Below are 25,981 nucleotides of genomic sequence, written 5' to 3' on the forward strand. Positions count from 1 at the left end.
ACGGCACAGTCGGCAGGGCTCTGGCAAGAATGTCGCGTCGAACGCGACCAGCGATTCGCGGGTGACGCCCTGCGGCGGGCTGATGCAGGCGTTCACCAGCGCCATGACCGCATGGGACGGGGGACGCCGCACGCCCTTGCGGCCCTCCAGGCCGCGCACGTGATCGCCGGCGCCACCATCGACCTCGTCGGCGCCACCGGTAACCTCACGGCCTGACGCTGAAGGCGCTCTCGCGCGAAAGATCTGCACCCGATCCGGTTCGACCACGTGCTGCCCGCCGGCTGGTCAGGCGCAGGCGGGCAGCACCCTCACCTCAGGGCCGTCCCGAGCTCAGCTCGGCGGACAGGCTCTCGGCGGCGTCGGCCAGCAGCGGCACGGCCCGGTCGATCAGGTCTTGGGTCATCCGCGGCGCGGGGCCGGAGATGGAGAAGGCGATCCTCGACGGCACGTCGGGGATCTTCACGGCCACACAGCGGACGCCGATCTCCTGCTCGCCGTCGTCGGTGGCGTAGCCGTGCTCGCGGACCCAGGTCAGCTGGTCCTGGAAGGTCTGCGGGTCGGTGATGGTGTGCTCGGTGTGCTCCGCCATACCGGTACGCCGCAGCAGCGCCCGGACATCGGCCTCGGAGAGGTCGGCGAGCAGCGCCTTTCCGACGGCCGTGCAGTGCGGCGAGACCCGGCGGCCGACCTCGGTGAACATGCGCATCGAGTGCCGGCCGGGCGACTGCGCGACGTAGACGATCTGATCGCCGTCGAGCATGGCGAGGTTGGCGGTCTCGCCGAGGAGGTCGACGAGTTTCGCCAGGTGGGGCATGGCCCAGGTGGACAGCATGCGGCCGGCGCTCTCGCCGAGCCGGATCAGCCGCGGGGCGAGCACGTACTCCCTAGACGCCTCCTGGCGTACGTAGCCGAGGCTGACCAGGGTCCGGACCAGCCGGTGGATGGTGGGCAGCGGCAGGCCTGACGTCTCGGCCAGCCGGGACAGGCTGGCCGAGCCGCCCTGGTCGGCCAGCGCCTCGAGCAGTTCGAAGGTGCGCACGATGGACTGGACGCCGCCAAGCCGCGCCGGAGATGACTCCTCGGGGCTCTGGGTTTTTCGCATAGCGAAAGCATACTTCCCCACTTTGGGCCGCCGTGGGGACTTCGGCCGGCTCTTGCCGGCGAAGTTCGTCGGGGGCGATGGGTCCAGCACCCGGCATGCGGGACCGCCCCCGAAGTCGTCCGACATCCGCCGGGCCGTCGGGGGCATGGGACCACGGGCTTTCGCATGGCGGAAGTGCGCACGTTCCCGGGTGGCTAACGGCCGGGCGGCTTGCATCCGGAGACTCTCGGCGCCCTTGACTTCTGCAATGCGGAAGCTAGGCTCCACCATATGGAAATTAAGGTTGGCCATAAGACGACACCCCCGACTCCTGGCTACTCGATCACCATGCGTGTCGAGGGTCCCGCGGACACCGCGGTGACCTCGGCGATCGCCGCGGCCATCGGGGAGGCGGGCGGGGCGCTCACCGCGCTCGACGTCGCCGAGCATCGGGCCGCCCGCCTGGTCGTCGATGCCACCTGCGATGCCCGCGACGCGGACCACGCGGAGCAGATCGGCAAGGTCGTGGCCGCCGTCCCCGGAGTCACCGTCCTCAAGGTCAGCGATCGGACGTTCCTGGTCCACCTCGGCGGGAAGCTGGAGGTGACGCCGAAGGTCCAGCTCAAGCACCGCGACGACCTCTCCCGCGCGTACACCCCCGGCGTGGCGCGGGTCTGCACGGCGATCGCCGAGAACCCGGCCGACGCCCGCCGCCTGACGATCAAGCGGAACACCGTCGCCGTGGTCACGGACGGCTCGGCCGTGCTCGGACTGGGCAACATCGGCCCCGAGGCCGCGCTCCCTGTCATGGAGGGCAAGGCCGCGCTGTTCAAGCAGTTCGCGGACGTCGACGCCTGGCCGGTCTGCCTGGACACCCAGGACACCGACGAGATCGTCTCCGTCGTCAGGGCCCTGGCGCCGGTGTACGGCGGGATCAACCTGGAGGACATCTCCGCGCCGCGGTGCTTCGAGATCGAGGCCCGGCTGCGCGAGGCCCTGGACATCCCGGTCTTCCACGACGACCAGCACGGCACCGCCATCGTGGTCCTGGCCGCCCTCACCAACGCCCTTCGCGTGGTGGGCAAGCGCATCGAGGACATCACGATCGTGGTCTCCGGTGTCGGCGCGGCCGGCCACGCGATCATCCGGCTGCTGCACAGGCAGGGCGTCGGGGAGATCATCGGCTGCGACCGGCACGGCGTCCTCAACCCCGAGCAGGAGGGCATGGACGACTTCCGGCGGTGGATCGCCGACAACACCAACTGCTCCGGGCGCCGTGGCACGCTCAAGGAGGCGCTGGGCGGCGCCGACGTGTTCATCGGAGTCTCCGCGCCGAACCTCCTCACGGAGGAAAACATCGCGGCGATGGACGAGGGCGCGATCGTGTTCGCCCTGGCCAACCCGGACCCGGAGGTAGACCCGGTCGCCGCCGGACGGCACGCCGCGGTGGTCGCCACCGGGCGGTCCGACTACCCCAACCAGATCAACAACGTGCTGGCCTTCCCCGGCTTCTTCCGCGGACTGCTCGACGCGGGCGTCTCGGACATCACCGGCGAGATGATGACCGCCGCGGCCCGTGCCATCGCCGCCGCCGTGCCCCCGCGGCAGCTGTCGGCCGGCTACATCGTCCCGAGCGTCTTCGACGCCTCGGTCGCCCCGGCCGTCGCCGCAGCCGTCCGTGAGGCCGCCGCCGCGCACACCACCGCGAATGACCGGGACCAGGACCGCGCCGGGCTCTCAGGGGGAAACAATGCCTGACATCGAGGTGACCGGAGCCCATGTCGAGGAGTCCGAGCGAATCCTGACGCCGCAGGCGCTGGACTTCGTGGCTGGTCTGCAGCGCCGCTTCGGCGCGTGGCGCGAGGAACTGCTGGCGGCGCGCACCGCGCGGCGCGAGGAGATCTCCCGCACCGGCCGGCTGGACTTCCTCCCCGAGACCGCGGAGATCCGCGCGGCCGAGTGGAAGGTTGCCGAGCCGCCTGCCGCCCTGCTCGACCGCCGGGTGGAGATCACCGGTCCCACCGACCGCAAGATGACCGTCAACGCCCTCAACTCAGGCGCGCAGGTCTGGCTGGCGGACTTCGAGGACGCCACCGCTCCGACCTGGTCGAACCTCGTCCAGGGCCAGGCGAACCTGATCGACGCCTTCGAGCGCCGGATCGACTTCACCTCGCCCGAGGGCAAGGAGTACCGCCTGCGGCCGGACGCGGAGCTCCCCACTGTCGTGGTCCGCCCACGCGGCTGGCACTTGGAGGAGCGCCACCTGCTCGTCGACGGCAAGCCCTTCGCCGGCGCCCTGTTCGACTTCGGCCTGTACTTCTTCCACAACGCGCGGCGGCTGATCGCCCGGGGAGCGCAGGATCCGAACAGCGGCCCGTACTTCTACCTGCCGAAGACCGAGAGCCACCTCGAAGCGCGGCTGTGGAACGAGGTGTTCGTGCACGCCCAGGAGGCACTGGACATCGAGCGCGGCACCGTCCGCGCCACGGTCCTGATCGAGACCATCACCGCGGTCTTCGAAATGGAGGAGATTCTGTACGAGCTGCGCGAGCACGCCGCGGGCCTCAACGCCGGCCGCTGGGACTACCTCTTCAGCGCCATCAAGAACTTCCGCGACGCCGGTGAGCGCTTCATCCTGCCCGACCGCGACACCATCACCATGACGTCGCCGCTCATGCGCGCCTACACCCGCCTGCTGGTGCGGACCTGCCACCGGCGCGGCGCCCACGCCATCGCCGGCATGGCCGCGTTCATCCCCTCGCGTCGCGACCCTGCGGGCAATGAGGCGGCGCTGGCCAAGGTCGCGGCGGACAAGAACCGCGAGGCCGGTGACGGCTTTGACGGCTCCTGGGTGGCCCACCCCGACCTGGTGCCGGTCTGCCGGGCCGCCTTCGACGCCGTTCTCGGCGACGGGCCGAACCAGAAGGGCCGGCCCGTCGAGAGCGTCGTGATCACCGCCGAGCAGTTGCTCGACGTCGCCGGCACCGAGGGCGCCTGCACCGAGCGCGGCCTGCACAGCGCCATCGCGGTCGGCCTGCGGTACATCGAGGCGTGGCTGCGCGGCCACGGCGCGGTCGGCATTGGGCGACTCCGCGTACGACGCCGGCCGCTGGCAGCAGGCCGGTGCGCTGTTCGAACAGGTCGCCCTCGACAGCGACTTCGCCGACTTCCTCACCGTGCCCGGCTATGCCCTGCTGGACTGACCGGCCGCTCGCGCGACCGACCGGCCACCGCGCCCCGCTCATGTCCGACCTCCCCCGGCCCGACGACGACTCTGTCGTCTCAGCGCACCTCAGAGAGAAGGTCCCCATGGCACACATGTTCCTGAACGGCCAGGCGATGCAGGGTGGCCCGTTCCACCACCACCTCCGCGGCGCCCCGCTGGTGCAGAGGACCCGTACGGCTCCCGGCTACCGCTTCTTCTCCATCCGCGAGACCTGCCCGGGTCTGCTCCCGGACGCCTCCGTCGACACGGCCATCGAGGGCGAGGTCTACGACGTACCCATGGAGGTGTTGCGTGACGAGTTGCTGCCTACCGAGCCGGCCGAGCTGGAGTTCGGCATCATCAAGCTCGAGGACGGCTCTGCCTGCTTCTCGATGATCCTTCGCCAAGGCGAGCTGGAGCGGGAACTCCACAAAGAGATCACCGAGTTCGGCGGGTGGCGCGCCTACCTGAAGGCCCTCGGCCGCGAGGCCTGATCCAGGGTTCGCAGTAGCTGACGGCGATCCACGCCGGCGCCCCAGCGGCATCTTTGGGCTTACCAGGGATATTTCGCGCATGGAATCTCTTGACGGCAGCCCGGACCCGCAGATAGATATTCCATGCAGCAAAACACTTCTTCCAGGATGTGGAAATGAAGATGCATCAGCTTCGGTATGAGGTCAACCTGTCCATCCTCTTCACCGAACTCCCGCTGCTGGAGCGTCCGGCCGCGGCGAAGGCCGCCGGGTTCGACGCGGTCGAGTTCTGGTGGCCGTTCGCTGAGGCTGTGCCGTCCGACCGGGACATCGACGCGTTCGTCGATTCCGTGCGTAACGCGGGCGTCCAGCTCATAGGGCTCAACTTCTTCGCCGGCGACATGGCCGGCGGCGACCGCGGCCTGGTGTCGTGGCCCGCCCGGTCCGCCGAGTTCCGTGACAACATCGACGTCACCCTCGGGATCGGCGAGCAGCTCGGCTGCAAGGCCTTCAACGCGCTGTACGGCAACCGGGTGGAGGGCGTCGACCCCGAAGCGCAGGATGACCTCGCCGCGGAGAACCTGGCCCTCGCGGCCAGGGCCGCGCAGCGGACCGGCGCCACCGTCCTGGTCGAGTCGGTCAGCGGCGCTCCGGCCTACCCGCTGCTCACCGCGGCGGACTCGATCGCCGTCATCGACCGGGTCGAGGGTGAGAGCGGCGTGGACAACGTCGGCTTCCTCGCCGACCTGTTCCACCTGACCGTCAACGGCGACGACGTCGACGCCGTGATCACGGCTCACGCCGCCCGCATCGGCCACGTACAGATCGCGGACGCGCCGGGACGCGGCGAGCCGGGCTCCGGGCAGATCGACCTGGAGGGCCAACTCGCCCGGCTGGAAGCCGCCGGCTACCGCGGCTGGGTGGGCCTGGAGTACAAGCCGACCGTCGCCTCGGCCGACAGTTTCGACTGGCTTCCCCGGGAGCGCCGCGCCGGCTGAACGGCCCCTTGAAGATCCGGTCCGCACGCAGAAAATCGACCAAGGAGAAGCCTTGAGTACCACCCCCCGGAAGATCGCCTTCATCGGCCTCGGCATCATGGGCAGCCCGATGGCCGCCAACCTCGTCAAGGCCGGCCACACCGTCACCGGTTACAACCGCAGCCGGCCCGCCATCGACAAGCTCGTCGCCGCCGGCGGCAAGGGCGCGGGCAGCGTCGCCGAGGCCGTCGCCGACGCCGAGGTCGTCATCACGATGGTCCCCGCCGACCCGCAGGTCGAGGAGGTCATCCTCGGCGAGGGCGGTGTCCTGGAGAACGTGCAGCCGGGCACGCTCGTCATCGACATGAGCAGCATCACCCCGCAGACCTCCATCAAGGTCGCCACCGCCGCCAAGGAGAAGGGCGTGCGGACCTTGGACGCCCCCGTCTCCGGTGGCGAGGCCGGCGCGATCGAGGCTGTCCTGTCCATCATGGTCGGCGGCGCGGCGGACGACTTCGCCGACGCCAAGCCGGTTCTCGACGCCATGGGCACCACCGTCATCCACGTCGGTCCGACCGGCGCCGGCCAGACCGTGAAGGCCGCCAACCAGCTCATCGTCGCGGTGAACATCCAGGTCGTGGCCGAGGCCGTGGTCTTCCTGGAGAACGCGGGCGTCGACCTGCCGGCCGCCCTGGACGTCCTCGCGGGGGGCCTGGCCGGTTCGACCGTGCTGAACCGCAAGAAGGCCAACATGGTCAACCGCGAGTTCGCTCCGGGCTTCCGGATCGACCTGCACCACAAGGACATGGGCATCGTGACCGCCGCCGCCCGCGCCGTCGAGGCACCGCTGCCGATCGGTTCGCTGGCCGCCCAGCTCGTCGCCTCGGCCCGCGCCAACGGCGACGGCCCGCTCGACCACTCCGCGTTGCTCCGAGGTGTCGAGCGCCTCGCCGGACGAGAGGTGAACTGACATGGCACGTATGACAGCGGCCCAGGCCGCGGTGGAGATCCTCAAGCGTGAGGGTGTCACCCATATGTTCGGGCTGCCCGGCGCGGCGATCAACCCGTTCTACGCCGCGATGCGGACCAACGGCGGGCTGACCCACGTCCTGGCCCGGCATGTCGAGGGTGCTTCGCACATGGCGGAGGGCTACACCCGTGCCAAGGCCGGCAACATCGGCGTCTGCATCGGCACCAGCGGCCCGGCCGGCACCGACATGATCACCGGCCTGTACTCGGCCGCCGCGGACTCGATCCCGATTCTGTGCATCACCGGCCAGGCGCCGGTGTCCAAGCTGCACAAGGAGGACTTCCAGGCCGTCGACATCGCCTCGATCGCCAAGCCGCTGGCGAAGGCGGCGACCACCGTCCTCGAGGCCGCTCAGGTCCCCGGTGTCTTCCAGCAGGCCTTCCACCTGATGCGTTCCGGCCGTCCCGGCCCGGTGCTCATCGACCTGCCGATTGACGTCCAGATGACCGAGATCGAGTTCGACATCGACACCTACGAGCCGCTACCGGTCTACAAGCCGACCGCGACCCGGGCGCAGATCGAGAAGGCCCTGGACATACTCCAGGCCGCCGAGAAGCCTCTGATCATCTCCGGCGGCGGTGTCATCAACGCGGACGCCTCCGATCTGCTGGTCGAGTTCGCCGAGCTGACCGGCGTGCCGGTCGTCCCCACTCTCATGGGCTGGGGCACGATCCCGGACGACCACGAGCTGATGGCCGGCATGGTCGGTCTGCAGACCTCGCACCGCTACGGCAACGCGACGCTGCTGGAGTCGGACTTCGTCCTGGGTATCGGCAACCGCTGGGCCAACCGCCACACCGGCGCGATCGACAAGTACACCGAGGGCCGCACCTTCGTCCACGTCGACATCGAGCCGACCCAGCTCGGCCGCGTGTTCGCGCCGGACTTGGGCATCGCCTCGGACGCCAAGGCCGCCCTGGAGCTCTTCGTGCAGGTCGCGAAGGAACGCAAGGAGGCCGGGGCGCTCAAGGACCGTTCCCGGTGGGCGTCCAGCTGCCAGGAGCGCAAGGGCCGGCTGCTGCGCAAGACCGACTTCGACAACGTGCCGGTGAAGCCGCAGCGGGTCTACCAGGAGATGAACAAGGCCTTCGGCCGTGACACCCGCTACGTCACGACCATCGGTCTGTCACAGATCCAGGCCGCGCAGCTGCTGCACGTCTACGGACCGCGCAACTGGATCAACGCCGGACAGGCCGGCCCGCTGGGCTGGACCCTGCCGGCCGCACTCGGTGTCGCCACGGCCGACCCCGAGGGCCAGGTCGTCGCGCTCTCCGGCGACTACGACTTCCAGTTCATGGTTGAGGAACTGGCTGTCGGCGCGCAGTTCAACATCCCCTACATCCACGTCGTCGTGAACAACGCGTACCTGGGCCTGATCCGCCAGGCGCAGCGTGCCTTCGACATGGACTACCACGTCCAGCTGTCCTTCGAGAACGTCAACGCTCCCGAGGTCAACGGCTACGGCGTGGACCACGTGAAGGTCGCCGAGGGGCTGGGCTGCAAGGCGATCCGGGTCTTCGACCCGAACGAGCTCGGTGCCGCGTTCGACCAGGCCAAGAAGCTCATCACCGATTACCGCGTCCCGGTGGTCGTCGAGGTCGTCCTGGAGCGCGTCACCAACGTCTCCATGGGCGGCGCCGGCCTCGACTCGATCAACGAGTTCGAATCGGTCGCCCTCCATGCCTCGGACGCACCCACGGCGGTGCTCAACACACTCGACTGACCGACCCCGCGCCCTCAGTTGCGCAGCATCGAAAAACTCCTCCCGGCGGCGTGACCCAAATCCGGTCGCGCCGGCGCCGCCGGGAGACACCTCCCCCTCTTCTTCGCCCGTCATTCTTCGCCTCGCCATTCTTCGTCTCTCACCGCTCCGAGCAGCTTCCCGGAGCCGTATCTCCCGGAAGTGAGATCGTGCAGATGATCCAGCCGGCACCCGCCCGTGGCCATGTCGTCATCGCGTCGGACAAGTTCAAGGGCTCGCTGACCGCCGTCGAGGTCGCCGACCACGTCTCGGCGGGCCTGCGCGCAGTGATCCCGACCCTGCCGATCCGCACCGTCCCCATCGCTGACGGCGGCGAGGGCACCCTCCGGGCGGCCCTGTCCGCCGGCTTCCGCCGCGTCGACGTCACCGCCGCCGGACCCACCGGGGAACCGGTGCAGGCCGCGGTCGCGGTCAAGGACCGTACGGTGGTTGTAGAGCTGGCGCAGGCGTCAGGGCTGCACCTCCTGCCCGACGGCAGACCGGACGCCCTGAACGCGTCCAGCTACGGCACCGGGCAGCTGATCCGGGCCGCTCTGGACGCCGGGTGCAGCCGTATCGTCCTCGGGCTGGGCGGCAGCGCCTGCACCGACGGTGGCGCGGGCCTCGTGCAGGCCCTCGGAGGGGCCTTGCTCGACAGCTCCGGGACCGAACTGCCGCGCGGCGGGGCGGCTCTGGCCAGGCTGCACACCATCGACCTGACCTCCCTGGACCCGCGCCTGCGCCAGGTGAAGGTCGTCATGGCCAGTGACGTCGACAATCCGCTGCTCGGCCCGCTGGGCGCCGCCGCCGTGTACGGCCCGCAGAAGGGCGCCACGGCGGCGGACGTCGAGGTGCTGGACGCGGCCCTGGCTCACTGGGCCGAGGCCACCGCCGCGGTGGTGGGCGACGAGCACGCCCGGCGACCCGGCGCGGGAGCCGCCGGCGGCGTGGGCTTCGCTGCCATGGCCTTCCTCGGCGTCCAGCCGAGCGCGGGCATCGAGGTCCTCATGGATCTGCTCGGCTTCCGCCAGGAGCTGGCCGGAGCCCGGCTGGTGATCACCGGCGAGGGATCGCTGGACGCGCAGAGCCTGCACGGCAAGGCACCCGTCGGCGTGGCCGGCGCGGCGGGCACCCAGGGCGTCCCGGTGGTCGCGGTCGCCGGCCGCACCGAGCTGTCCGTCGAGCAACTGCGCGGCGCGGGCATCCGGGCCGCCTACTCCCTCACCGACATCGAATCCGACCCCGCACGCTGCGTCCGCGACGCCGGTGCGCTGCTCGAACAGCGCACCGCCGCGATCGCTGCGGACTGGCTGATCGACCCACCCTCGGCCACCGGCCCGCACCCGGGCAATCACGCTGACGACCTGGAGAGGTTCCCCTCCGATGCGTGATGCCACCGCACACCACGGTCGGGCAGGGCAGTCAGCCCGCCGCAGGCTCTGGCCGGCAGAGCGTCGGCCAGGTCAAGTCTGGTGAACGACGGGTGGCGGACCCTGCTGTCGCTGGACGCCGGGCGGTTCGTGCTCCGCTCACGCAAAGGCACCGATCTGGTGCCGGCCTTCGCTGAGTGTCAACGGCCATTTCGTTCTCCCCGTAGTGTGAAGTCCCCCGAGTTGTCGAACAGTCCGTACCGGATTGATGCTTGACGGTCCCATGAGACGTCTGAATGCCTCGGCACATCCTGGACGTCGCGGTCTCGTTGACCCTGACGTGGCAGGAGCAGGCGAATCGGAGCCGGTGGATGGCCGAGCACCGGTACCGCGAAGCGCTCCAGATGCTGGACGGGGTCCCCGTCACCGAGGTCGCCCGCCGGTTCGGGGTCTCGCGGCAGTCGATCCATACCTGGGCCGAGCGATATCACACCGGTGGACCGGGCGGGTTGGTGGCCAGGTCCCGCAGCCCGCATACCTCGCCGCACCAGGTGGCAGGCGAGGCCGAGGCCCCGGTCTGTGAACTGCGTCGGGCCTACCCGCGCTGGGGCGCCCGCAGAATCCGGCCGATGCAGCTGTGGCAGCTCGATCTCATGGGCGGGGTGTTCCTGGCGAGTGGCCGCGAATGCAAGCTCGTCACCGGCATCGACGACCACTCCCGTTTCATCGTCATTGCCAAGGTGGTCGCCGAGGCCATGACCACGTACGGAGTGCCGTCGGACGTGCTGACCGACCACGGAAAAGCAGTTCACCGGCCGCTGTGTTCCGCCCGGCCCCGGTCAAGGACCAGCAGCACCAGGTCCATCTGCCCGAACCGGCGGATGAGCCGACCTGCGGTGGTGGCCGAGTTGCTGGCGCCGCAGCTTCCCTCCCCTACATCCGAGCCGTCGAGTTCGAGGTGGTCATCTCGCCGATCGGCAGGCTCTGCCTGCCCGACAAACCAGCAGCTGAAGTTCCCCGCCGCATCGTCGGACGCGACGGCGATATCGGCCTCGGCGGCCAGAAGGACAAGACCCCGCAGCACCTGGCCGGACAGCCCGTCACCCTCCGCTTCGGCGGCCGGCTGATGCACGTCATCGCCGACGGCCGCGTCGTCAAGACACTCCCGGCACCTGCCCCGCTGGCCAAGCGATCCCAGCTCAGCGGGTCGCAGCCCACGCACCAAGGTCATCCCGCCCTCCGCCCATCGGTGTAGTCCGCGAGGATCGGTGAGAGGTCGAGCACCTCGTCGACCAAGTCGGTGATGAACCGGGCCAGATGATCCTCGGGCAGTCGGTCGTCCAGCGACGGCGGCAGCAGGACCTGGTGCGGGTCGAACGCCCGGATCGTCTGCCGGATGCTGTGACCGAGTACAGATTGCGCGTCATGGTCGACCACGCCGCACGCCCTGCGGCCTCGCCCTCCCGGGGCCCATACTCGGGCCATGGAATTCGCCGTCTTCATGACCCTGCCCGGACTGGTCATCGTGCTGACCGTCGTGGCCTTCGTGGATCAGCTACTTCTCCGGGCTGGGCGCGCCGGCCTGTTGCCGTGGCGGAACAGCGCTCGCCAGGGCCAGATATCGGCGACCGGTTTTGAGCAGCTCCACGCGAGCTTCTCGCCGGGGAAGCAAAACGAACTCAAGGAGCGGCAGTCGTCCCTGGTCATGCGGGACGACGAGCAGGACGGGGCGCCGCCGAACCGGACGACGGTAGACCTGGATGGAGGGGTCGCGGTCGTCCGGATGCAGGCCGGCCAGTAGAAGACCGCCCACTATGCGGTGGTGCGCGCTCATCCATCACCGGGACACGGGGTGGCGCGTCGGAGCAGCCAACTGAAGTACTCGTTGGCCTACCTAGTGCTGTGACCGTAAGGTTCACCGGGTTGGTGGTCGTGACGGTTGGATGTGCGGTGACGTCCGATCCGAGCGCTGGAGGCACGGTGGCTGAGCCTGCCTGGGGATCCGGCCCACCGCGGGCTCCTGCTGGGCCAAGCAGGGCAAGCCCAACCGGCTGCCAGCGACCTACCGCCGCACCCACGGCGTCACCTACTTCCACGGCTGCTACTCCGTGGGCGACGACCGCCTGTGGGGCGTCAACCGCCTCTGCAAGGGCACCGCCAACACCCTGGCCGCGCTCAAGTCGATCCGCGCCGACCCCGACACACCGGCGCGGGCATCCGCCGCTGGGCGAAGAAGAACAAGGCCGAACTGTGCTTCACCCCGACCTACGCCTCCTGGGCCAACCCGATCGAGGCCCACTTCGGCCCGCTGCGGCAGTTCACCCCAGCCAACTCCCGCCACCCCAGCCACCCCGCGCAAACCCAGGCACCGCACCGCCACCAGCGCTCGCGCAACACCAACGCCCGCCACCCCGACGTACTCGCCGCCCAACGCAAGGAACGCGCCCGCACTCGCAGCGAAAAGAGCATCCGCTGGGGCGTACGCCCCCTCAACACCGCAGCCTGACCAACCGCGAACAGCAGCCCTCGAACGCCGACGGGGCAAGTTCAGGAGAAGGACAGCGACAGATGACTCAGGAGGCAAACGGCTCGATCTCCCCCGCGAAGACGATGACCTGGTCGATGAGGCTCCGCCGCAGATGGACGACATCCGTTCCCGCCAGCCGGGGGCCTCCATCAGGCGTGGTGAAGACCCACTGGTACCGGGCCCACTCGTCAGGCATGTCCACCGCTGAGCAGCGCACCATCGTGCCGGTCCCCGCCGGGTGGCGCCGGATGTCCAGCACGAACCGCTCGACCGCCCCGATTCCTTCGCTGCGGCCCAACGGCCCCCAGAAGACCACGTCTGAGGTCAGGGCCTGGGAGAGCAGGGCAGTCACATAGCTGTCGTCCGAGGCGTTGAACGCGGAGATGAACGTGTCGATCGCGGAGCGTGCGGTCTCTTCCTGCATACCCCAGTAATACCAGCCGTTTCACGTGCTCTCGTCCCACGAGCCACCTTCCGCTCACGGTGAACCATCCCGGTCACAGCACTAGACGCTCGGTCACGCCCGGGAGCACCTCCTGGCTGCGGTGGTCGCGGTCGAGTCGGACAAGACCTTGTCCCTGGTGGTCATCGACCGCGGAACTCTCGCACGCCGGCTGCGGCTGCCGCCCGGGATGCTCCTGCTGTTCGTGAAGTTCCGCACGGCCCTCCGTCCCGGCGCCGCCACTACGTCGCCCTCTGCACGCCTGCTTGACCTTCCACGTAAGTCGAAGGTTTACGGTCGACGGCGTGAGAACGATGCGGATCTCCCAGCTCGCCGAGCGCAGCGGCGTGCCGGCCACCACTTTGCGGTTGGCTGCTGCCCGCCTGGCGGACAGCGTCCGGGTACCGGGTGTACGGCGAGGAGGCGGTGCAGCGGCTGGCGTTCATCAACGCGGCCAAGCACCTCGGCCTGCCGTTGGAGGAGGTCGGCGAGCTGCTGTCGGTGTGGAAGGCCGCGTCCTGCCGGGACGTCAAGGCGGATCTGCGGCCCCGGGTCGTGGCGCGGATCAAGGACGCCGAACGGCGGGCGGCGGAGCTGGCCGCGTTCACCGCGTCCCCGCACCAGGGTCTGGAGCGCCTGGACTCCCTGCCTGATCGGGCCGAACGCTGTGACCCGCGATGTCGCTTCCTGATCCCCACTCACTCCGCGGACGTCGCTCCGGCGGGTACGCCCGAGGGCGCGGGGGTTGGTGGCGATGGAGACGCTGGGCGGACTGAGGCGTCCACGTCGTGCTCGCTCACCGGTGAGTCGTCGCGCGAACGCGTCGTCGCCTGGAGGGAAGCGACCGACGGCGCGGACCGGTCTGCGATGCCGGGCGGAATGCGGCTCATGCTGCCCATCGGCCGGGCGGGCGCGCTGGCCGAGCTCGCCGCCGCCGAGCAGCAATGCTGCCCCTCACTGGGCTTCCGCCTGCGCCTCGACGGTGGCGTCGTGCACCTGGAGGTCCAGGCCCCGGCAGCGGCCGCCGATCGGATCACGGAGTTGTTCACCCCCTCCCCCGCGGCCTGACCGAACCCTCGTTCCGCCCCGTCTTCCACCACACGTGCAACGAGCTCGTACGTTGTCGTCCTCATCCGACCTGGCCACAGGCATGGAACGCCGCCAAGTCGCCCTCTACATCGGGGCCCTTGCCGCCGGCGGGCTGCTGGGCTGGGCCTCGAACATGCCATCAACCCGGTCCTTGCCGGTGCTGCTGGCACCGTGCATCGACTACCTGATCGTCTTCTCAGGGCTCGCCGGCGGCAGCAGCGATCGCCTGCTCGCGGCGACGCCGCTGCTGCTGATCGCGCAGATGATCCTGCTGCCCGGCTACCTGTTCCTGTTCATGGGCCCGGAGCTGGCCGACGTGGTCGAAGTGGGCCCGTTCGTCGAGGCGTTCGCGTCCTGATCGTCATCCCGCTCGCGCTCGCCCGGCTGACCCAGGCGTGGGCAGCGCGCCACCCGGCCGGGCAGAAGGCAGCCGATGCGGCAGGCACCGCGGTGGTCCCGCTGATGTGCGCGACCCTGCTGGCCGTGGTCGCCTCCCAGGTGCCCGAACTCGGCGACGGCGGCAGCTTGTCCGACGTCGCCGCCGTGGTGCCGTTCTACGCGGCCTTCCCCGTCGTGATGGCCTTCGCCGGCCTCGCGGTCGCCCGCCTCTTCCGGCTGGAAGCCCGCGACAGCAGGGCCATCGTGTTCACCGGAGCGACCCGCAACTCCCTGGTCGTCCTGCCCCTTGCCCTGGCCCTGCCCGACAACCTCGCGGTCGCCGCGGTCGTCGTCACCCAGACCCTCGTCGAGGTGATCGGCATGGTGATCTACGTCCGCGCCGTACCCCGGCTGGTCCCCCTGCCCACCTCACCGACCCGCCCGACCGGCCGACTACTAACCTGACCGGGCCGACCACTAAACGGAGGCGCCGCAGCCGCACCCCTCCCGGTCGGCCCGTACGGACCCGCAGGAGCAGGATCCGCGCCTTCGCTGCTGGAGCCACCAGGACCCGGCCGCGAGCACCGCGAACACGACGGCCAGAGCGGGAAGCCAGCCGACGACGGCTCCGGCACCGGCGCCGAGCACACCGGCGGTGATCAGAAGGGGCAGCGCGCAGCAGGCCACGCACGCCAGAGCGGCCAGGCCCGCCAGGGCCTTGGCCGTCTTGTGCGGACTCGGGTCAGCAGCAGGGTCCGGCATGACGGGTCTCCTCGGCCAGGTCGGTGAAGGGGATGGGGCAACAGCCGCTTCCCGCGCAGGCGGTCAGGTCGTCGCAGCCGGCTTCGACGGCAGCGGCCAGGGCTGTACGGATGGTGGTGAGGTCCGCGATCTTCGCGTCGACCTCGGCGAGCTTGGCCGCCGCGCGCTCCTGCAGGCCGGCCACCGGGCGGCCGTGCCGGTGACGGCTGGTCTCCAGCAGCTCGACGGCCTCCTCCAACGTGAAGCCGAGCCACTGTGCGGCCTTGATCACCCGCAGTGTGGTCACGGCGTCCTCGCCGTACAGCCGGTGGCCGCCGATGCTGCGCTGGGGCTCGGCGAGCAGGCCGCGGCGTTCGTAGTAGCGCAGCGTCTGGAGGTTCACCCCGGCCCGCTCGGCGACCTGCCCACTGCGCAGACGTGCGCTCACTGCGGCACCTGCTCGCCGGCCTGTGCCTCCAGGGCGGCGAGCACCGGCGCGTGGCCGGCGTCCACCGAGATGTCCAAGCCGATGCCGTCCCCACCGAAGGTCACGGCGAAGGTGAAGAACGAGCAGCACCCGCCCTCCCGCTCGGCCAGGTCCCGGACCTGATCGTCCACGCCCGGTCCGTCCTTCAGCGCAAGCCGGAGCGTCAGCGGCCGCGACCGGGTCACCGCGACCAGCCGCTCGGCGAGCAGCGCATCCCATTCCGCCACCCGCAACGGCCGCTCCTCAGTGGGCAGCGTGCAGGACTGCGGCACCCACGCCAGATCACTCATCGCGCTCACTCCCGTCATCCGCCCCCGCGTTCCGGGGACACCTCGACGGTAAACCTGTACCTAGGTACAGGATGCAAGCCGCATTCCGCCGAACACGGACCCGCTCGCAGAACCGGCCCTCTCCGGCCACACCGCTCGGGTGCCCGGGAGGGGGTACGGGGGGTACGCCCGTACGGCCTGAGTGCCGAGGCGGCCCCAGCGGCCGGGGCACACCTGTCGCCGATCAGCCTGTGAGGTCACTGCGAGCGTCCTCTAGGTGCCGGCGGCGTGCCATGGGGCGTCGGCCCGGGTGGGCAGCGCGTCGGAAGCCAGCTGGAGCGCGAACACCGGCCGGTTGCCGGGCACGGGGCCGAGGTAGATGTGACCGGTCAGGTGACACCAGGCGGGCAGGTCGAGCGGTGCGGCCGGGTCGGTGGCGATGACGTGGACGACGGTGCCCGGCTCGGCGCCGTCGATCTCCTTGCGCAGGAGCAGCAGGAGGGTGACGCAGAGCAGGCCGGTGCCGTCGACGGTGATGTCCGGTGCCGGGTACTCGGGGTTCATGGTGCTCATCGGCGGTAGGCGGTGGCGGCGACGGCGGGCAGGAGGGCGAGGGAGAGGATGCCGCCGGTGAGGGCGAGGGCGGGGTAGCTGGTGGCGGCGACCATGATGCCGGAGGCCATGCCGCCGGTGGCGCCGGCGATGGCGATGGAGACGTCGACGATGCCCTGGGTCTTGGCGCGAGTGGCCAACGGGACGGTGTCGGTGATGATCGCGGTGCCGGCCACGAGGCCGAAGTTCCAGCCCAGTCCCAGCAGGGCCAGGGCGAGCGCGAGGAGCGCGACGGAGTCGCCGGGCGCGACGGCCGCGAGGATGCCGGCGGCCAGCAGGGTGACGCCCGAAGCGGCAGTGACCTTCATCCGGCCGTAGCGGTCGACGAGCCAGCCCGTCAGCGGGGAGGGCAGGTACATGGCGCCGATGTGGATGGCGATGACGAGGCCGGAGGCGGCGGTGCCGTGGCCGTGATTGTGCATGTGGACCGGCGTCATCGTCATGATCGCGACCATGACGAGCTGGGTGAGGACCATGACGAGCGCGCCGAGGACCACGCCAACGCGGCCCTCCCGCGTGCCTGGGGCGTCGGCGGCGGTCGTACCGGCGGTGGCTTCGGTGCCCTCCGCCTCGGCAAGGGTGCGGGCCAGGAGCAGCGGGTCGGGGCGCAGCCAGAGGGCGAGGACGAGCGCGGCCAGCGCGTAGGCGATGCCGGAGAGGATGAAGGGCCCGGCGAGGTTGGGGATGTCGAGGGTTTCGGCGAAGGTGCCGGTGGGGGCGGCGAGGTTGGGGCCGGCGACGCCGCCGAGGGTCGTGGCGACCAGGACGGTGGAGACCGCGCGGGCCCGGTGGCCGGGTGCGGCGAGGTCGGCTCCGGCGTAGCGGGCCTGGAGGTTGGTGGCGGTGCCCGCGCCGTAGACGGACAGGGCGATGAACAGCAGGACCGGGTTGTCCAGGATGGCGGCGACGATGACGCCGGCCGAGCCGATGGCTCCGGTGAGGTACCCGGCGGCGAGGCCGGGACGGCGGCCGCGGGCCTGGGAGATACGGCCGACCGCGATCGCGGCGAGGGCGGATCCAGCGGTGAACAGGGCGCTGGGCAGTCCGGCGAGGCTGGTGGAGCCGAGCATGTCCTGGGCGAGCAGGGCGCCGACGGTGACGCCGGCGGCGAGCCCGGCTCCGCTGAGGATCTGGGAGGCGACCAGAACGCGCAGAATCCTGGGCTGGGCCTGGGCGGGGTCAGATATGGAGGCCGTCGTACTGGCGGGCGCGGTGCTGGTCATGTCTCTTTTCCGGAGTGGAGGTGAGCGATTGCGGGACCGGTGGGAAGGGCGTGGCGGACGTGGTGGTCCCGTCCAGGGGGTGCGGCCGTCGTGCACCGGCCCGGCACCGGGTGAGCAACGCGGACACGGCGGGCCGGTGCACGGGGTGGGTTCAGTCGGCGTCGAGGGCCTGGGCGAGGTCGGCGATGAGATCGCCGGCGTCTTCGAGGCCGACGGGCAGGCGGACCATGCTGTCGGCGATGCCCCGCTTGGCCCACTCGGCCGGGTCCAGGCCGTGGTGGGCGGTGGTGATCGGCTGGGTGACCAGGGACTCGGCTCCACCGAGGCTGGGCACGATGGCGAACAGGCGCAGCCGGTCCACCATCGCGGCGGTCTGCTCGACGTCCGCGTCCAGAACGGCACTGAGCATGGCGCCTCCGCGAATCTGTGCGTCCACGATTCGCTTGTGCCCGCCGCTGGCCAGCCCCCGGGTAGTGAACGCGGGTGGGTGGCGAGGAAGGCTGCGACGGCCGCGGCGGTGGTGTTCTGCGCGCGGACCCGGACGGGAAGGGAGCGCAGGAGCGGGCGAGGAGGAACGCGGTCTCGGGGGCGATGACCTGGCCGAGGTTCCTGCGCCGCGTCGCGACCGGGGCCAACAGGTCGGCGGGGCCGATCAGGACGCCTGCGGTCAGGTCGGAGTGCCCGCCGAGCCGGCCTGGGGCGCCGTCGGCTGGCTCGGCGGCCAAGGCGACGTTCTCCGTTCCCGCGCGAAGGCCGCGCTCCTGGCCTCCGCCGTCGACGGCCGGTTCCAGCCGTACCTCGTCGCGTACGTACAGGGCGGCGGCGCCCTCGGGCGCGTACATCTTGTGCCCCACGATCGTAAGCAGGTCAACGCCCAGCCCGTCGACGTCGAGGGCGAGCGCGTCGGCCAGGGCTGCCGGGTGGACGAGTCCGTCATTGTCGACGGAGCCTGAGGAGGTGAAGACGACCCCGCCGTGCCGGGCGCCGATCAGACCGGCGAACTGGGCATGGGCCTCCGCGAGCGCCCGGCGGGGCTCCTGGGCGAGGGGGCGGCTGCTGGAGGAGCTGCCGAAGAAGTTCGTCAGGTGCGGCCGCATCGCCTCGGCGACCCGGGCGGTGGCGTTGCAGTCCAGATAGACCGGCCCGTCGGCAAGCCCCAGGGGCGACGGGAGGCCGAGAACTGGGTCGATCACGTCAGGTTCGAGGCGTCGACGGGCAGCTCCGACAGGCGCCACTCCAGCATGCCGTCATTGAGGCGGATCGCCCGCCGTCCACGGTCGGTCAGCAGCCGCACCGCGTCGTAGGCCAGGACGCAGTACTCGCCGCGGCAGTAGACGACGATCTCCAGGTCCTCGGGCAACTCGTTGATCCGGTCGGCAAGTTCCTCGACCGGGATGGAGACGGCGCCGGGGATGTGCCCGGCCTGGTACTCCTCGACCGGCCGCACGTCGAGCACGACGACGTCCCCGGCGGCGACGCGGGCGCGCAGCTCCGCACGGCTGAGCTCGGCGGCGGTGTCCTCGCCGAGGTAGGCGTCGCGCGCGGCGGGCACGGCGGCCTGGTGGGCTTCGGCGACCTTGCGCAGCAGTGCGAACAGCTGGGCGACGTCGTCGCCGGCGAGCCGGTAGTGGATGCGCACACCCTCGCGGCGGGTCGTGACGAACCCGGCCTGCTTGAGCGTCTGCAGATGCGCGGACGCGGTGGTCAGGTTCAGCCCGGCCGCCTTCGCCAGCGCGTCCACGGTGCGCTCGCCCTGGGCCAGCAGATCCAGCAGCTCCAGGCGTTTTCCGCTGGCCAGCGCCTTGCCGCTGGCCGCGAACGCGTCGTACAGACGGGCCTTCGTCGCACTCTTCGTGTTCTCCGACATTGGCATCCTCCATAAATCCATGGATTATTGTAGTTGAGTCTGGTGGGTGTGACCACATGCCCCCGTTCTAGAGAACTTGGAGGATGCCGTGGGCTTCGCGGACGATCACCTCATCCCGCTGGTCGACGAAGGGCTGGGCAACAGCGCCTACCTGCTCGACCTCGGCGACGGCCGCGCCCTGGCCATGGACGCCAGCCGCGACCTGCGCGACCTGCGGGCGGCAGCCGAGCGGCGCCGGCTGCACGTCGCGTTCGCCGCGGACACACATCTGCATGCCGACTTCCTCTCCGGTGCCGTCCAGCTCGGCCACGACACCGGCGCCACGATCCTGGCCTCCGCCGCCGGACGGCGTGCCTTCGACCACCAGCGCCTGGCCGACGGCGACGAGGTCGATCTCGGCGGGCTGACGCTGCGGGCGCTTGCCACCCCTGGGCACACCGATGAGCATCTGTCCTTCCTGCTGCTGGACGGCAGCCGGAAGCTCGGGGTGTTCACCGGCGGGTCGCTGATCGTGAACTCCGCCGCCCGCACCGATCTGCTCGGCCCGCAGCGCACCGAGGAACTCGCCCGGGCCCAGTACCGGTCGCTGAAGCAGCTGACCGCCCTGCCGGACGCGACCGCGGTGTGGCCCACCCACGGCGCCGGCTCCTTCTGCTCCGTCCCGCCCGGCACCGAGCGCACCACCACGATCGGCGCGCAAAAGCAGGCCAACCCGCTGCTCGGCGCACCAGACGAGGACGCCTTCGTCTCCCAGCTGATCGGGAGCCTGGGCACCTACCCCGCCTACTTCGACCGGCTGGGCGGGATCAACCGGCGCGGCCCGGCGGTGCTGACCGCGCAGCCGCTGCTGCCCGCCCTGTCCGCACAGCAGGTGCGGGCCCTGATGGCCGACGGCGGCCACGTCGTCGACGTCCGCCCGGCCGCCGACTACGCCGCCGGCCACATCCCCGGCTCCCTGTCCATCCCGCTACGCGGCCAGTTCGCCACCTGGCTCGGCTGGCTCCTGCCCGACACCGCACCCATCGCCTTCGTCACCGGCGCCGATCAGGATCTGAGCGAGATCGTCTGGCAGTCCTACAAGATCGGCTACGAGCACCTCGCCGGCCACCTCGCGGGCGGCATGGACGCCTGGCTCGCCAACGGAAACCCCCAGACCACCACGGCTTTCGTCACCGCCGACCGCGCCGCGGGCCGCCCGTACGTCGACGTCCGGCAGGAAGCCGAGTTCACCGCCGGGCACGTCCCCGGCGCGGCTCACGTCGAGCTCGGTGGTCTGGCCGCCGCTGCCGCCGACACACCCGTGGGCGCGGTCGTGGCCTGCGGGCACGGCGAGCGGGCCATGACCGCCGCCAGCCTCCTGGAGCGCGCCGGCCACACCGATGTCGCCGTCCTCGACGGCGGACCGGCCGACTACGCCGCCGCCCGAGGCCAGCACCTCGTCCAGGGCACGGAGGGCACCCGTTCGTGAACGCCACCCCGACGGCCACTCCACCGACGGACGCCGCCGGGCAGCCCGTAAGGCTCGGACTGCGGGAGAACTGGCTGCAGTTCACCCTGCTGATCATCGTCAACGTCTGCGTCGGCGGCCTGGTCGGTCTGGAGCGCACCACCGTCCCGCTCATCGGCTCCGAGACGTTCGGCCTGAGCAGCGACCTGGCCGTCTTCTCCTTCATCATCGCCTTCGGCATCACCAAGGCCCTGACCAACCTCGCCGCCGGAGCGCTCACCTCCCGCTTCCGCCGCAAGCAACTCCTGGTCACCGGCTGGCTGCTCGGCATTCCCGTCCCCTTCGCCCTCGCCTGGGCGCCCTCGTGGGACTGGATCGTCGCGGCCAACGTCCTGCTCGGCCTGAACCAGGGCCTGACCTGGTCGATGACCGTCAACATGAAGATCGACCTCGTCGGCCCTGCCCGACGCGGGCTGGCCACCGGACTGAACGAAGCCGCCGGCTATGCCGCGGTCGGCGTCACCGCCCTGCTCACCGGCTACCTCGCCACCAGCTACGGCCTGCGCCCCGTGCCGGAGCTCATCGGCGTGGTCTTCGTGGTCGCGGGCCTCGCTCTGGCTGTCGTCGTCCGCGACACCGCCGCCCACGTCGCCCTCGAACTGGCCCACCACACCACGCCCTTGCCGACCGACGAGGACGCCGGGCTGAAGGCCACGTTCACCCGCACCTCCTGGCGCAACCGCTCCCTGCGCGGCGCCAGCCAGGCAGGGCTGATCAACAACCTCAACGACGGCCTCACCTGGGGCGTCTTCCCCCTGCTGTTCACCGACCACGGTCTCGGTCTGGCCGCCGTCGGCCTGATCAAGGGCCTGTACCCCATCCTGTGGGGCCTCGGACAGATCGCCACCGGCCACCTCGCCGACCGCATCGGCCGCAAGCCCCTGATCGTCTACGGGATGCTCGTCCAGGCCGGCGGCTTCGTCCTCGCCCTCACCCTGCTCGACCGCCCACTGCTCGCGGGCGTCCTCTCCGCGGTCTTCCTCGGCCTGGGCACTGCCATGGTCTACCCGGCCCTCATCGCGTCCGTCTCCGGCCACGCCCACCCGGCATGGCGGGCCAACGCCCTCGGGACCTACCGGTTCTGGAGGGACATCGGCTACGCCGCCGGCGCGCTGGTCGCCGGCATCCTCGCCGACGCCCTCGGCCTCAACGCCACCGTCATCGCCGCCGCCGTCCTCACCGCCGTCTCCGGACTCCTCGCCGCCCGCTGGATCACAGACTGCTGACTGCCCGGCGGAGCTCCGGAATCATCGGCGGATGGTCAACAGCAGGGAGCGCTCGGGACTTCGGCACTTGCTGGACGGCGTCGTCTCGCACCACCTCAGCGGGCACACGCACGCCACCCTCGACGCGGCGTTCACGGACCCGGCCATGTCGGAGGTCTCCCAGGAGGAGGGATCGCTGCGCGTACGACTCGAACGCAGCTACGCCCAGGTCTCCGACGACGACCTCTCCCAGGTCGCGCAACACATCCTGCCCCGAGGGAACCTCACCGCCGCGACCCGCAACGGGAGACAAGATCCGCTCTGGGCAAGGTCGTCACCCCCGGAGACCCCCAAGAGGATCCGACGTGAACTGGCCCGCCCTTGCCAGCCATTCACGCGCTGCCCGCCAAGAAGATCCGGACCTTGCACACCGCCGGCCTCGCTCTCTCCCGAGGTACGGCGCAGCTAGCTGCGGCACACCATCAACCTGGAGGAGGCCACCCACCAACTCGCCGCCGACTGGACGGCCTACCGCCACCAACGGTGGCACGCCTCGGCCAACCCCCACCTTGCACGATGTCTTCGCGGCGGGAGTGCCCGCGGATGGCGCGGCCGGTGATCTCAGGTCGTACGGGGGCTGTGCGGCGGGGGCGAAGGTCACTTCGTGCTCGGTGCCGGCGATGCGGATGAGTCCGGCCTTCTGCCTCATCGCCGTCTGGTACCAGCGGGAGCCGGTGCCGTTGTAGCGGCGGACGTACAGGTCGCCGCCCACGTCTTCGGGGGGTCTCAGTGGGCGGTGTAGCCGCCGTCCACGGGCAGGGCGACTCCGGCGACAAGGCTGGCGGCGGGGCTGCACAGCCAGACGGCCGCGGCGGCGACCTCGTCGGCTGTGCCGAGGCGACCGATGGGCTGCTGCTGCATGATCGCGGCCATGGCTTCGGCCTGGCCTTCGAGCATGTCGGCGACCATGGGGGTCTCGATCACGCCGGGGCAGACGGCGTTGATGCGGATGCCTCGGGGGGCGTATTCGACGGCGGCGCTCCTGGTCAGGCCGATCACGCCGTGCTTGGAGGCGTGGTAGGCGGCGCGCTCGGGCAGGCCGACCAGGCCGCCGAGGGAGGAGTTGTTGACGATGGCGCCGGAGCCCTGGCTGCGCATCTGGCGCAGTTCGTGCTTCTGGGCGGCCCAGACGCCGCGCAGGTTGACGGCGTTGACGCGGTCGAAGTCCTCGGCCTTCTCGTCGGCGGCGTCGGAGGGCGGGGCCTGGATGCCGGCGTTGTTGAACGCCATGTCCAGGCGGCCGTAAGTGGCCACCGCCTGGTCGACCATGGCGGCGGCCTGGTCCTCGTCGGTGACGTCGCACACGACGCCGATGGCCTGGTGGCCGGCATCGGTGAGTTCCTTGGCGGCCGCCTCGACCGCATCCTTGTTGACGTCGGCCAGGACAACGGCCGCGCCGGCCCGAGCGAAGAGGCGGGCGGCCGCCAGGCCCATGCCGGAGGCGGCACCGGTGACCAGGGCGACCTGGCCTTCGAAGTTGTACTGCGGGTTCATGAGGAGAAGATCCAATCGTTGCGGTGGCGGCAGCCGGCCCGCCGGCCGTGGTCCGGGGGCATGCGTGACCGCAGAGCACGGCTCGGCGCGGTGCGGGGGTCAGGGGCGCAGGAGGGTCTTGATGGCGCGGCGCTCGTCCATGGCCTTGTAACCCTCTGCGGCCTGCTCCAGGGGCAGGGTGAGGTCGAAGACCTTGCCCGGGTTGATGCGGCCGTCCAGGACGAGCTGGATGAGGTGGGGCAGGTAGGCGCGGACCGGGGCGGGGCCGCCGCGCAGGGCGACGTGGGAGAAGAACAGCTCCGCGCCGTCGATCGTGACGCCGTGCGGGACGCCGACGAAGCCGATGTTGCCGCCGGGGCGGGTGGAGTTGAGGGCCTGCCGCATGGCGTCGGGGGTGCCCACGCATTCCAGGACGGCGTCGGCGCCGATGCCGTCGGTCAGCTCCTTGATCCGGGCCGCACCCTCCTGGCCGCGCTCGGTCACGATGTCGGTGGCGCCGAACTCGCGGGCCAGCTTCTGGCGGGGCTCGTGGCGGGACATGGCGATGATCCGCTCGGCCCCGAGTTCCCTGGCCGCGATGACCGCGCACAGGCCGACCGCGCCGTCCCCGACGACGGCGACGGTGTCGCCGGGCTCGACCTCGGCGGCCCGGGCCGCGTACCAGCCGGTGCCCATCACGTCAGAGCAGGCCAACAGGCTGGGGATGTGTTCCTCGGCGACGTCGCCGGGCACGTGCACGAGGGTGCCGTCGGCTAGGGGCACGCGAACGTACTCGGCTTGGGCGCCGCCGACGAACTCGCGGTGCAGACAGGACGTGTGGTAGCCGTTCGCGCAGTTGGGGCAGGTGTTGTCGGAGGCGAAGAAGGAGCCGATCACCAGCCGGCCGGGCTTGATGCCGGTCACGTCGCCGCCGACCTCTTCGACGACGCCGATGTACTCGTGGCCGCCCGGGGTGGGCTCGGCGACGTCGTTGATACCCCGGTAGTCCCACAGGTCCGAGCCGCACACGCAGGTGGCGACGGTGCGGATCACCGCGTCCGTCGGCTGCTGGACGACGGGCCTGGGCCGGTCTTCGACCCGGAGGTCACGAGGAGCGTGCAGCACGGTTTGGCGCATGGTTCTTTCCGTATCTCGCGAAACAAGCAGGGGGTGCCGGATGACTTCCGGCGCCGGGAGGTGTCAGGAGCTGCGGGGCCAGGGGTCAGGAGCTGCGGGGGCCCGCGTACTCGGCGTCGCTGACGTGCTCCAGCCAGTCGACGTCGTCGCCCTCCCACAGGGCGATGTGCGCCATGAACCGGTCCGGGGCCGCACCGTGCCAGTGCTCCTCACCGGCCGGAGTGAAGATGACATCCCCGGGGCGAGCCTCGACGATCTCGCCGCCGCGGGCCTGGATCAGGGCGATGCCCTCGACGATGCAGAGGGTCTGGCCCAGGCCGTGGGAGTGCCAGGCGGTGCGGGCACCGGGGGCGAAGCGGACCAGGTTCGCCCGCGCGCGGGACGGCTCCTCGCCGCGGTAGATCACATCCGCCCAGGCGTCCCCGGTGAACATCTCCGCCGGCAGCTTCAGGGTCGCCGGGGGCTGCACAATTTCCATGATCCGTAATCCTTCGCGTACAAGTGGGTGGTGCGCCGTGGGGGCGCCGCCGGGGCCGAGCGGGGGCGGGATCAGGAACCGGTGAGGACGGTCCTGGCGACGGTGAGTGCCGACATGGCCCTGGGCCATCCCGCGTAGAAGGCCAGGTGGGTGATCGTCTCGATCAGCTCCTTGTCGCTGACCCCGTTCTCCTGCGCCCTGCCCAGGTGGAAGGCGAGCTGCTCGGTGCTGCCGCCGGTGATCAGGCTGGCCACGGTGACCAGGCTGCGCTCGCGCGGGGACAGGTCCGGGTTCTCCCACACCTGTCCGAACAGCACGTCCTCGCTGTACCCGGCCAGCGCCGGGGCGAGGTCCCCGAACTGCTGACGCGGCCCATTGGTCTGCTTGTCCTGCGCCATCACCGGCTCCTGTCCGTGGGATGCCCGCAGCAGCAGAGGGCGGGCATCGGCTTGTGTTCGGCCCCGCGGCTCCGGTGCGTGCCACCGGAGCGGGAGGGCGGCCATCTGCTGGCCTGGTATCGATGAAACGGCAGGTCACAGGTGTGCGGAAGAACCCATTGATACGTGTACTGGCAGGGCACCTTTCACGTTCGGGGATCGTCGTAGCCTC

The 25,981-nt window shown here is 70.8% G+C and carries 26 protein-coding genes and 7 pseudogenes; 16 read left to right on the plus strand and 17 right to left on the minus strand.

Going from position 1 to position 25,981, the window contains the following annotated elements; translation table 11 throughout:
* Positions 1 to 313: 313 nt before the first annotated feature.
* The gene (locus CTZ28_RS22370) at positions 314 to 1,102 is read right to left on the minus strand and encodes an IclR family transcriptional regulator (protein ID WP_121891454.1); all 789 of its coding nucleotides are present in this window, start codon (positions 1,100 to 1,102) and stop codon (positions 314 to 316) included.
* A gap of 270 nt (positions 1,103 to 1,372) precedes the next feature.
* Here CTZ28_RS22370 and CTZ28_RS22375 point away from each other — a divergent pair, with 270 nt between their 5' ends.
* The 8 genes and pseudogenes from CTZ28_RS22375 to CTZ28_RS49590 all read left to right on the plus strand — a co-directional run.
* Positions 1,373 to 2,839 carry an NAD-dependent malic enzyme gene (locus CTZ28_RS22375; protein ID WP_121891455.1) on the plus strand — a complete coding sequence of 489 codons (1,467 nt, stop codon included), beginning with the start codon at positions 1,373 to 1,375 and terminating at the stop codon, positions 2,837 to 2,839.
* A pseudogene (gene aceB, locus CTZ28_RS22380) lies at positions 2,832 to 4,284 on the plus strand (malate synthase A). The gene CTZ28_RS22375 and the pseudogene aceB overlap by 8 nt, the downstream one beginning before the upstream one ends.
* 106 nt (positions 4,285 to 4,390) lie before the next feature.
* Positions 4,391 to 4,780: an allophanate hydrolase-related protein gene (locus CTZ28_RS22385; protein WP_121891517.1), complete on the plus strand. Its 390-nt coding sequence runs from the start codon at positions 4,391 to 4,393 to the stop codon at positions 4,778 to 4,780.
* Between the two features lie 155 nt (positions 4,781 to 4,935).
* The gene (locus CTZ28_RS22390) at positions 4,936 to 5,757 is read left to right on the plus strand and encodes a hydroxypyruvate isomerase family protein (protein WP_121891456.1); all 822 of its coding nucleotides are present in this window, start codon (positions 4,936 to 4,938) and stop codon (positions 5,755 to 5,757) included.
* A 52-nt stretch (positions 5,758 to 5,809) separates the two neighbouring features.
* Positions 5,810 to 6,706, plus strand: coding sequence for a 2-hydroxy-3-oxopropionate reductase (locus CTZ28_RS22395; protein WP_121891457.1), 897 nt, complete (start codon positions 5,810 to 5,812; stop codon positions 6,704 to 6,706).
* A 1-nt stretch (position 6,707) separates the two neighbouring features.
* Complete coding sequence (gcl, locus tag CTZ28_RS22400) at positions 6,708 to 8,489, plus strand: glyoxylate carboligase (RefSeq protein WP_183154521.1); 1,782 nt, start codon at positions 6,708 to 6,710, stop codon at positions 8,487 to 8,489.
* A 194-nt stretch (positions 8,490 to 8,683) separates the two neighbouring features.
* The gene (locus CTZ28_RS22405; protein ID WP_121891458.1) at positions 8,684 to 9,898 is read left to right on the plus strand and encodes a glycerate kinase; all 1,215 of its coding nucleotides are present in this window, start codon (positions 8,684 to 8,686) and stop codon (positions 9,896 to 9,898) included.
* A gap of 383 nt (positions 9,899 to 10,281) precedes the next feature.
* A pseudogene (locus CTZ28_RS49590) lies at positions 10,282 to 10,446 on the plus strand (helix-turn-helix domain-containing protein); the annotation flags it as partial.
* A 239-nt stretch (positions 10,447 to 10,685) separates the two neighbouring features.
* Here the strand turns inward: CTZ28_RS49590 and CTZ28_RS48470 are convergent.
* Both CTZ28_RS48470 and CTZ28_RS22415 read right to left on the minus strand, forming a co-directional pair.
* The gene (locus CTZ28_RS48470) at positions 10,686 to 11,108 is read right to left on the minus strand and encodes a hypothetical protein (protein ID WP_259471754.1); all 423 of its coding nucleotides are present in this window, start codon (positions 11,106 to 11,108) and stop codon (positions 10,686 to 10,688) included.
* A gap of 8 nt (positions 11,109 to 11,116) precedes the next feature.
* A pseudogene (locus CTZ28_RS22415) lies at positions 11,117 to 11,275 on the minus strand (IS5/IS1182 family transposase); the annotation flags it as partial.
* Positions 11,276 to 11,360: 85 nt separating this feature from the next.
* Here CTZ28_RS22415 and CTZ28_RS22420 point away from each other — a divergent pair.
* Positions 11,361 to 11,678, plus strand: a complete 318-nt coding sequence (locus tag CTZ28_RS22420; RefSeq protein ID WP_121891460.1) for a DUF6191 domain-containing protein — start codon at positions 11,361 to 11,363, stop codon at positions 11,676 to 11,678.
* 193 nt (positions 11,679 to 11,871) lie between these two features.
* Positions 11,872 to 12,383: pseudogene (locus CTZ28_RS22425) on the plus strand (IS630 family transposase); the annotation flags it as partial.
* Between the two features lie 67 nt (positions 12,384 to 12,450).
* On the opposite strand, the gene CTZ28_RS22430 reads toward CTZ28_RS22425, so the two are convergent.
* Positions 12,451 to 12,828 carry a hypothetical protein gene (locus CTZ28_RS22430; protein ID WP_086831186.1) on the minus strand — a complete coding sequence of 126 codons (378 nt, stop codon included), beginning with the start codon at positions 12,826 to 12,828 and terminating at the stop codon, positions 12,451 to 12,453.
* 444 nt (positions 12,829 to 13,272) lie between these two features.
* Here CTZ28_RS22430 and CTZ28_RS22435 point away from each other — a divergent pair, with 444 nt between their 5' ends.
* Both CTZ28_RS22435 and CTZ28_RS22440 read left to right on the plus strand, forming a co-directional pair.
* Positions 13,273 to 13,914: a MerR family DNA-binding protein gene (locus CTZ28_RS22435; RefSeq protein WP_259471739.1), complete on the plus strand. Its 642-nt coding sequence runs from the start codon at positions 13,273 to 13,275 to the stop codon at positions 13,912 to 13,914.
* Positions 13,915 to 13,966: 52 nt separating this feature from the next.
* Positions 13,967 to 14,778: pseudogene (locus tag CTZ28_RS22440) on the plus strand (bile acid:sodium symporter).
* 12 nt (positions 14,779 to 14,790) lie between these two features.
* Here CTZ28_RS22440 and CTZ28_RS22445 read toward each other — a convergent pair.
* The 7 genes and pseudogenes from CTZ28_RS22445 to CTZ28_RS48475 all read right to left on the minus strand — a co-directional run.
* Positions 14,791 to 15,075: a hypothetical protein gene (locus tag CTZ28_RS22445; protein ID WP_121891461.1), complete on the minus strand. Its 285-nt coding sequence runs from the start codon at positions 15,073 to 15,075 to the stop codon at positions 14,791 to 14,793.
* The gene (locus CTZ28_RS22450; protein WP_121891462.1) at positions 15,056 to 15,502 is read right to left on the minus strand and encodes a MerR family transcriptional regulator; all 447 of its coding nucleotides are present in this window, start codon (positions 15,500 to 15,502) and stop codon (positions 15,056 to 15,058) included. Before CTZ28_RS22450 ends, CTZ28_RS22445 begins: the two co-directional genes overlap by 20 nt.
* The gene (locus CTZ28_RS22455) at positions 15,499 to 15,831 is read right to left on the minus strand and encodes a hypothetical protein (protein ID WP_121891463.1); all 333 of its coding nucleotides are present in this window, start codon (positions 15,829 to 15,831) and stop codon (positions 15,499 to 15,501) included. Before CTZ28_RS22455 ends, CTZ28_RS22450 begins: the two co-directional genes overlap by 4 nt.
* 252 nt (positions 15,832 to 16,083) lie before the next feature.
* On the minus strand, positions 16,084 to 16,383 hold the full coding sequence (locus CTZ28_RS22460; RefSeq protein WP_121891464.1) for a sulfurtransferase TusA family protein: 300 nt from the start codon (positions 16,381 to 16,383) through the stop codon (positions 16,084 to 16,086).
* A complete protein-coding gene (locus tag CTZ28_RS22465; RefSeq protein ID WP_121891465.1) occupies positions 16,380 to 17,645 on the minus strand; it encodes an MFS transporter in 1,266 nt (421 codons plus the stop codon). The genes CTZ28_RS22460 and CTZ28_RS22465 overlap by 4 nt, the downstream gene beginning before the upstream one ends.
* Positions 17,646 to 17,796: 151 nt before the next feature.
* Entirely contained in the window at positions 17,797 to 18,108 is a 312-nt protein-coding gene (locus tag CTZ28_RS47745) for a PLP-dependent transferase (protein WP_310887620.1), read from the minus strand.
* Between the two features lie 322 nt (positions 18,109 to 18,430).
* Positions 18,431 to 18,487: pseudogene (locus CTZ28_RS48475) on the minus strand (hypothetical protein); the annotation flags it as partial.
* A gap of 115 nt (positions 18,488 to 18,602) precedes the next feature.
* On the opposite strand from CTZ28_RS48475, the gene CTZ28_RS48480 reads away from it, so the two are divergent.
* Positions 18,603 to 18,782, plus strand: coding sequence for a hypothetical protein (locus CTZ28_RS48480; RefSeq protein WP_259471755.1), 180 nt, complete (start codon positions 18,603 to 18,605; stop codon positions 18,780 to 18,782).
* Positions 18,783 to 18,834: 52 nt separating this feature from the next.
* On the opposite strand, the gene CTZ28_RS22480 is transcribed toward CTZ28_RS48480, so the two are convergent.
* Complete coding sequence (locus CTZ28_RS22480; protein ID WP_121891466.1) at positions 18,835 to 19,512, minus strand: ArsR/SmtB family transcription factor; 678 nt, start codon at positions 19,510 to 19,512, stop codon at positions 18,835 to 18,837.
* Between the two features lie 88 nt (positions 19,513 to 19,600).
* On the opposite strand from CTZ28_RS22480, the gene CTZ28_RS22485 reads away from it, so the two are divergent.
* From CTZ28_RS22485 to CTZ28_RS47750, 3 genes are read left to right on the plus strand one after another with little or no spacing between them, the layout of a single operon-like run.
* Positions 19,601 to 20,980, plus strand: a complete 1,380-nt coding sequence (locus tag CTZ28_RS22485; RefSeq protein WP_121891467.1) for an MBL fold metallo-hydrolase — start codon at positions 19,601 to 19,603, stop codon at positions 20,978 to 20,980.
* Positions 20,977 to 22,245 carry an MFS transporter gene (locus tag CTZ28_RS22490; RefSeq protein ID WP_121891468.1) on the plus strand — a complete coding sequence of 423 codons (1,269 nt, stop codon included), beginning with the start codon at positions 20,977 to 20,979 and terminating at the stop codon, positions 22,243 to 22,245. The genes CTZ28_RS22485 and CTZ28_RS22490 overlap by 4 nt, the downstream gene beginning before the upstream one ends.
* Positions 22,246 to 22,276: 31 nt before the next feature.
* The gene (locus CTZ28_RS47750; protein ID WP_220795381.1) at positions 22,277 to 22,693 is read left to right on the plus strand and encodes a hypothetical protein; all 417 of its coding nucleotides are present in this window, start codon (positions 22,277 to 22,279) and stop codon (positions 22,691 to 22,693) included.
* A gap of 225 nt (positions 22,694 to 22,918) precedes the next feature.
* Here CTZ28_RS47750 and CTZ28_RS47755 read toward each other — a convergent pair.
* From CTZ28_RS47755 to CTZ28_RS22525, 5 genes and pseudogenes are all read right to left on the minus strand, one after another.
* A pseudogene (locus tag CTZ28_RS47755) lies at positions 22,919 to 23,080 on the minus strand (hypothetical protein); the annotation flags it as partial.
* Positions 23,011 to 23,778 (minus strand): glucose 1-dehydrogenase, encoded by a 768-nt coding sequence (locus CTZ28_RS22510; RefSeq protein WP_121891469.1) that lies wholly within the window; start codon positions 23,776 to 23,778, stop codon positions 23,011 to 23,013. The pseudogene CTZ28_RS47755 and the gene CTZ28_RS22510, both read right to left, overlap by 70 nt.
* Positions 23,779 to 23,877: 99 nt before the next feature.
* Positions 23,878 to 24,894, minus strand: coding sequence for a zinc-dependent alcohol dehydrogenase family protein (locus tag CTZ28_RS22515; protein WP_121891470.1), 1,017 nt, complete (start codon positions 24,892 to 24,894; stop codon positions 23,878 to 23,880).
* Between the two features lie 85 nt (positions 24,895 to 24,979).
* A complete protein-coding gene (locus CTZ28_RS22520; RefSeq protein WP_121891471.1) occupies positions 24,980 to 25,372 on the minus strand; it encodes a (R)-mandelonitrile lyase in 393 nt (130 codons plus the stop codon).
* A 71-nt stretch (positions 25,373 to 25,443) separates the two neighbouring features.
* Complete coding sequence (locus tag CTZ28_RS22525) at positions 25,444 to 25,770, minus strand: carboxymuconolactone decarboxylase family protein (protein ID WP_121891472.1); 327 nt, start codon at positions 25,768 to 25,770, stop codon at positions 25,444 to 25,446.
* Positions 25,771 to 25,981 lie beyond the last annotated feature (211 nt).

It is taken from the genome of Streptomyces shenzhenensis (genome assembly GCF_003688995.1).
Classification (GTDB): Bacteria; Actinomycetota; Actinomycetes; order Streptomycetales; family Streptomycetaceae; genus Streptomyces; species Streptomyces shenzhenensis_A.

Excerpts from the sequence above, each read along its gene's own strand:
- CTZ28_RS22520 (WP_121891471.1), bottom strand. The coding sequence starts at position 25,372 with ATGGAAATTGTGCAGCCCCCGGCGACCCTGAAGCTGCCGGCGGAGATG.
- CTZ28_RS22405 (WP_121891458.1), top strand. The coding sequence starts at position 8,684 with ATGATCCAGCCGGCACCCGCCCGTGGCCATGTCGTCATCGCGTCGGAC.
- CTZ28_RS22390 (WP_121891456.1), top strand. The coding sequence starts at position 4,936 with ATGAAGATGCATCAGCTTCGGTATGAGGTCAACCTGTCCATCCTCTTC.
- CTZ28_RS22525 (WP_121891472.1), bottom strand. The coding sequence starts at position 25,770 with ATGGCGCAGGACAAGCAGACCAATGGGCCGCGTCAGCAGTTCGGGGAC.
- CTZ28_RS22465 (WP_121891465.1), bottom strand. The coding sequence starts at position 17,645 with ATGACCAGCACCGCGCCCGCCAGTACGACGGCCTCCATATCTGACCCC.
- CTZ28_RS22510 (WP_121891469.1), bottom strand. The coding sequence starts at position 23,778 with ATGAACCCGCAGTACAACTTCGAAGGCCAGGTCGCCCTGGTCACCGGT.
- CTZ28_RS22455 (WP_121891463.1), bottom strand. The coding sequence starts at position 15,831 with ATGAGTGATCTGGCGTGGGTGCCGCAGTCCTGCACGCTGCCCACTGAG.
- CTZ28_RS22420 (WP_121891460.1), top strand. The coding sequence starts at position 11,361 with ATGGAATTCGCCGTCTTCATGACCCTGCCCGGACTGGTCATCGTGCTG.
- CTZ28_RS47750 (WP_220795381.1), top strand. The coding sequence starts at position 22,277 with ATGGTCAACAGCAGGGAGCGCTCGGGACTTCGGCACTTGCTGGACGGC.
- CTZ28_RS22375 (WP_121891455.1), top strand. The coding sequence starts at position 1,373 with ATGGAAATTAAGGTTGGCCATAAGACGACACCCCCGACTCCTGGCTAC.
- CTZ28_RS48470 (WP_259471754.1), bottom strand. The coding sequence starts at position 11,108 with ATGACCTTGGTGCGTGGGCTGCGACCCGCTGAGCTGGGATCGCTTGGC.
- CTZ28_RS22430 (WP_086831186.1), bottom strand. The coding sequence starts at position 12,828 with ATGCAGGAAGAGACCGCACGCTCCGCGATCGACACGTTCATCTCCGCG.
- CTZ28_RS22515 (WP_121891470.1), bottom strand. The coding sequence starts at position 24,894 with ATGCGCCAAACCGTGCTGCACGCTCCTCGTGACCTCCGGGTCGAAGAC.
- CTZ28_RS22445 (WP_121891461.1), bottom strand. The coding sequence starts at position 15,075 with ATGCCGGACCCTGCTGCTGACCCGAGTCCGCACAAGACGGCCAAGGCC.
- CTZ28_RS22460 (WP_121891464.1), bottom strand. The coding sequence starts at position 16,383 with ATGAGCACCATGAACCCCGAGTACCCGGCACCGGACATCACCGTCGAC.
- CTZ28_RS22480 (WP_121891466.1), bottom strand. The coding sequence starts at position 19,512 with ATGTCGGAGAACACGAAGAGTGCGACGAAGGCCCGTCTGTACGACGCG.
- CTZ28_RS22370 (WP_121891454.1), bottom strand. The coding sequence starts at position 1,102 with ATGCGAAAAACCCAGAGCCCCGAGGAGTCATCTCCGGCGCGGCTTGGC.
- gcl (WP_183154521.1), top strand. The coding sequence starts at position 6,708 with ATGGCACGTATGACAGCGGCCCAGGCCGCGGTGGAGATCCTCAAGCGT.
- CTZ28_RS22385 (WP_121891517.1), top strand. The coding sequence starts at position 4,391 with ATGGCACACATGTTCCTGAACGGCCAGGCGATGCAGGGTGGCCCGTTC.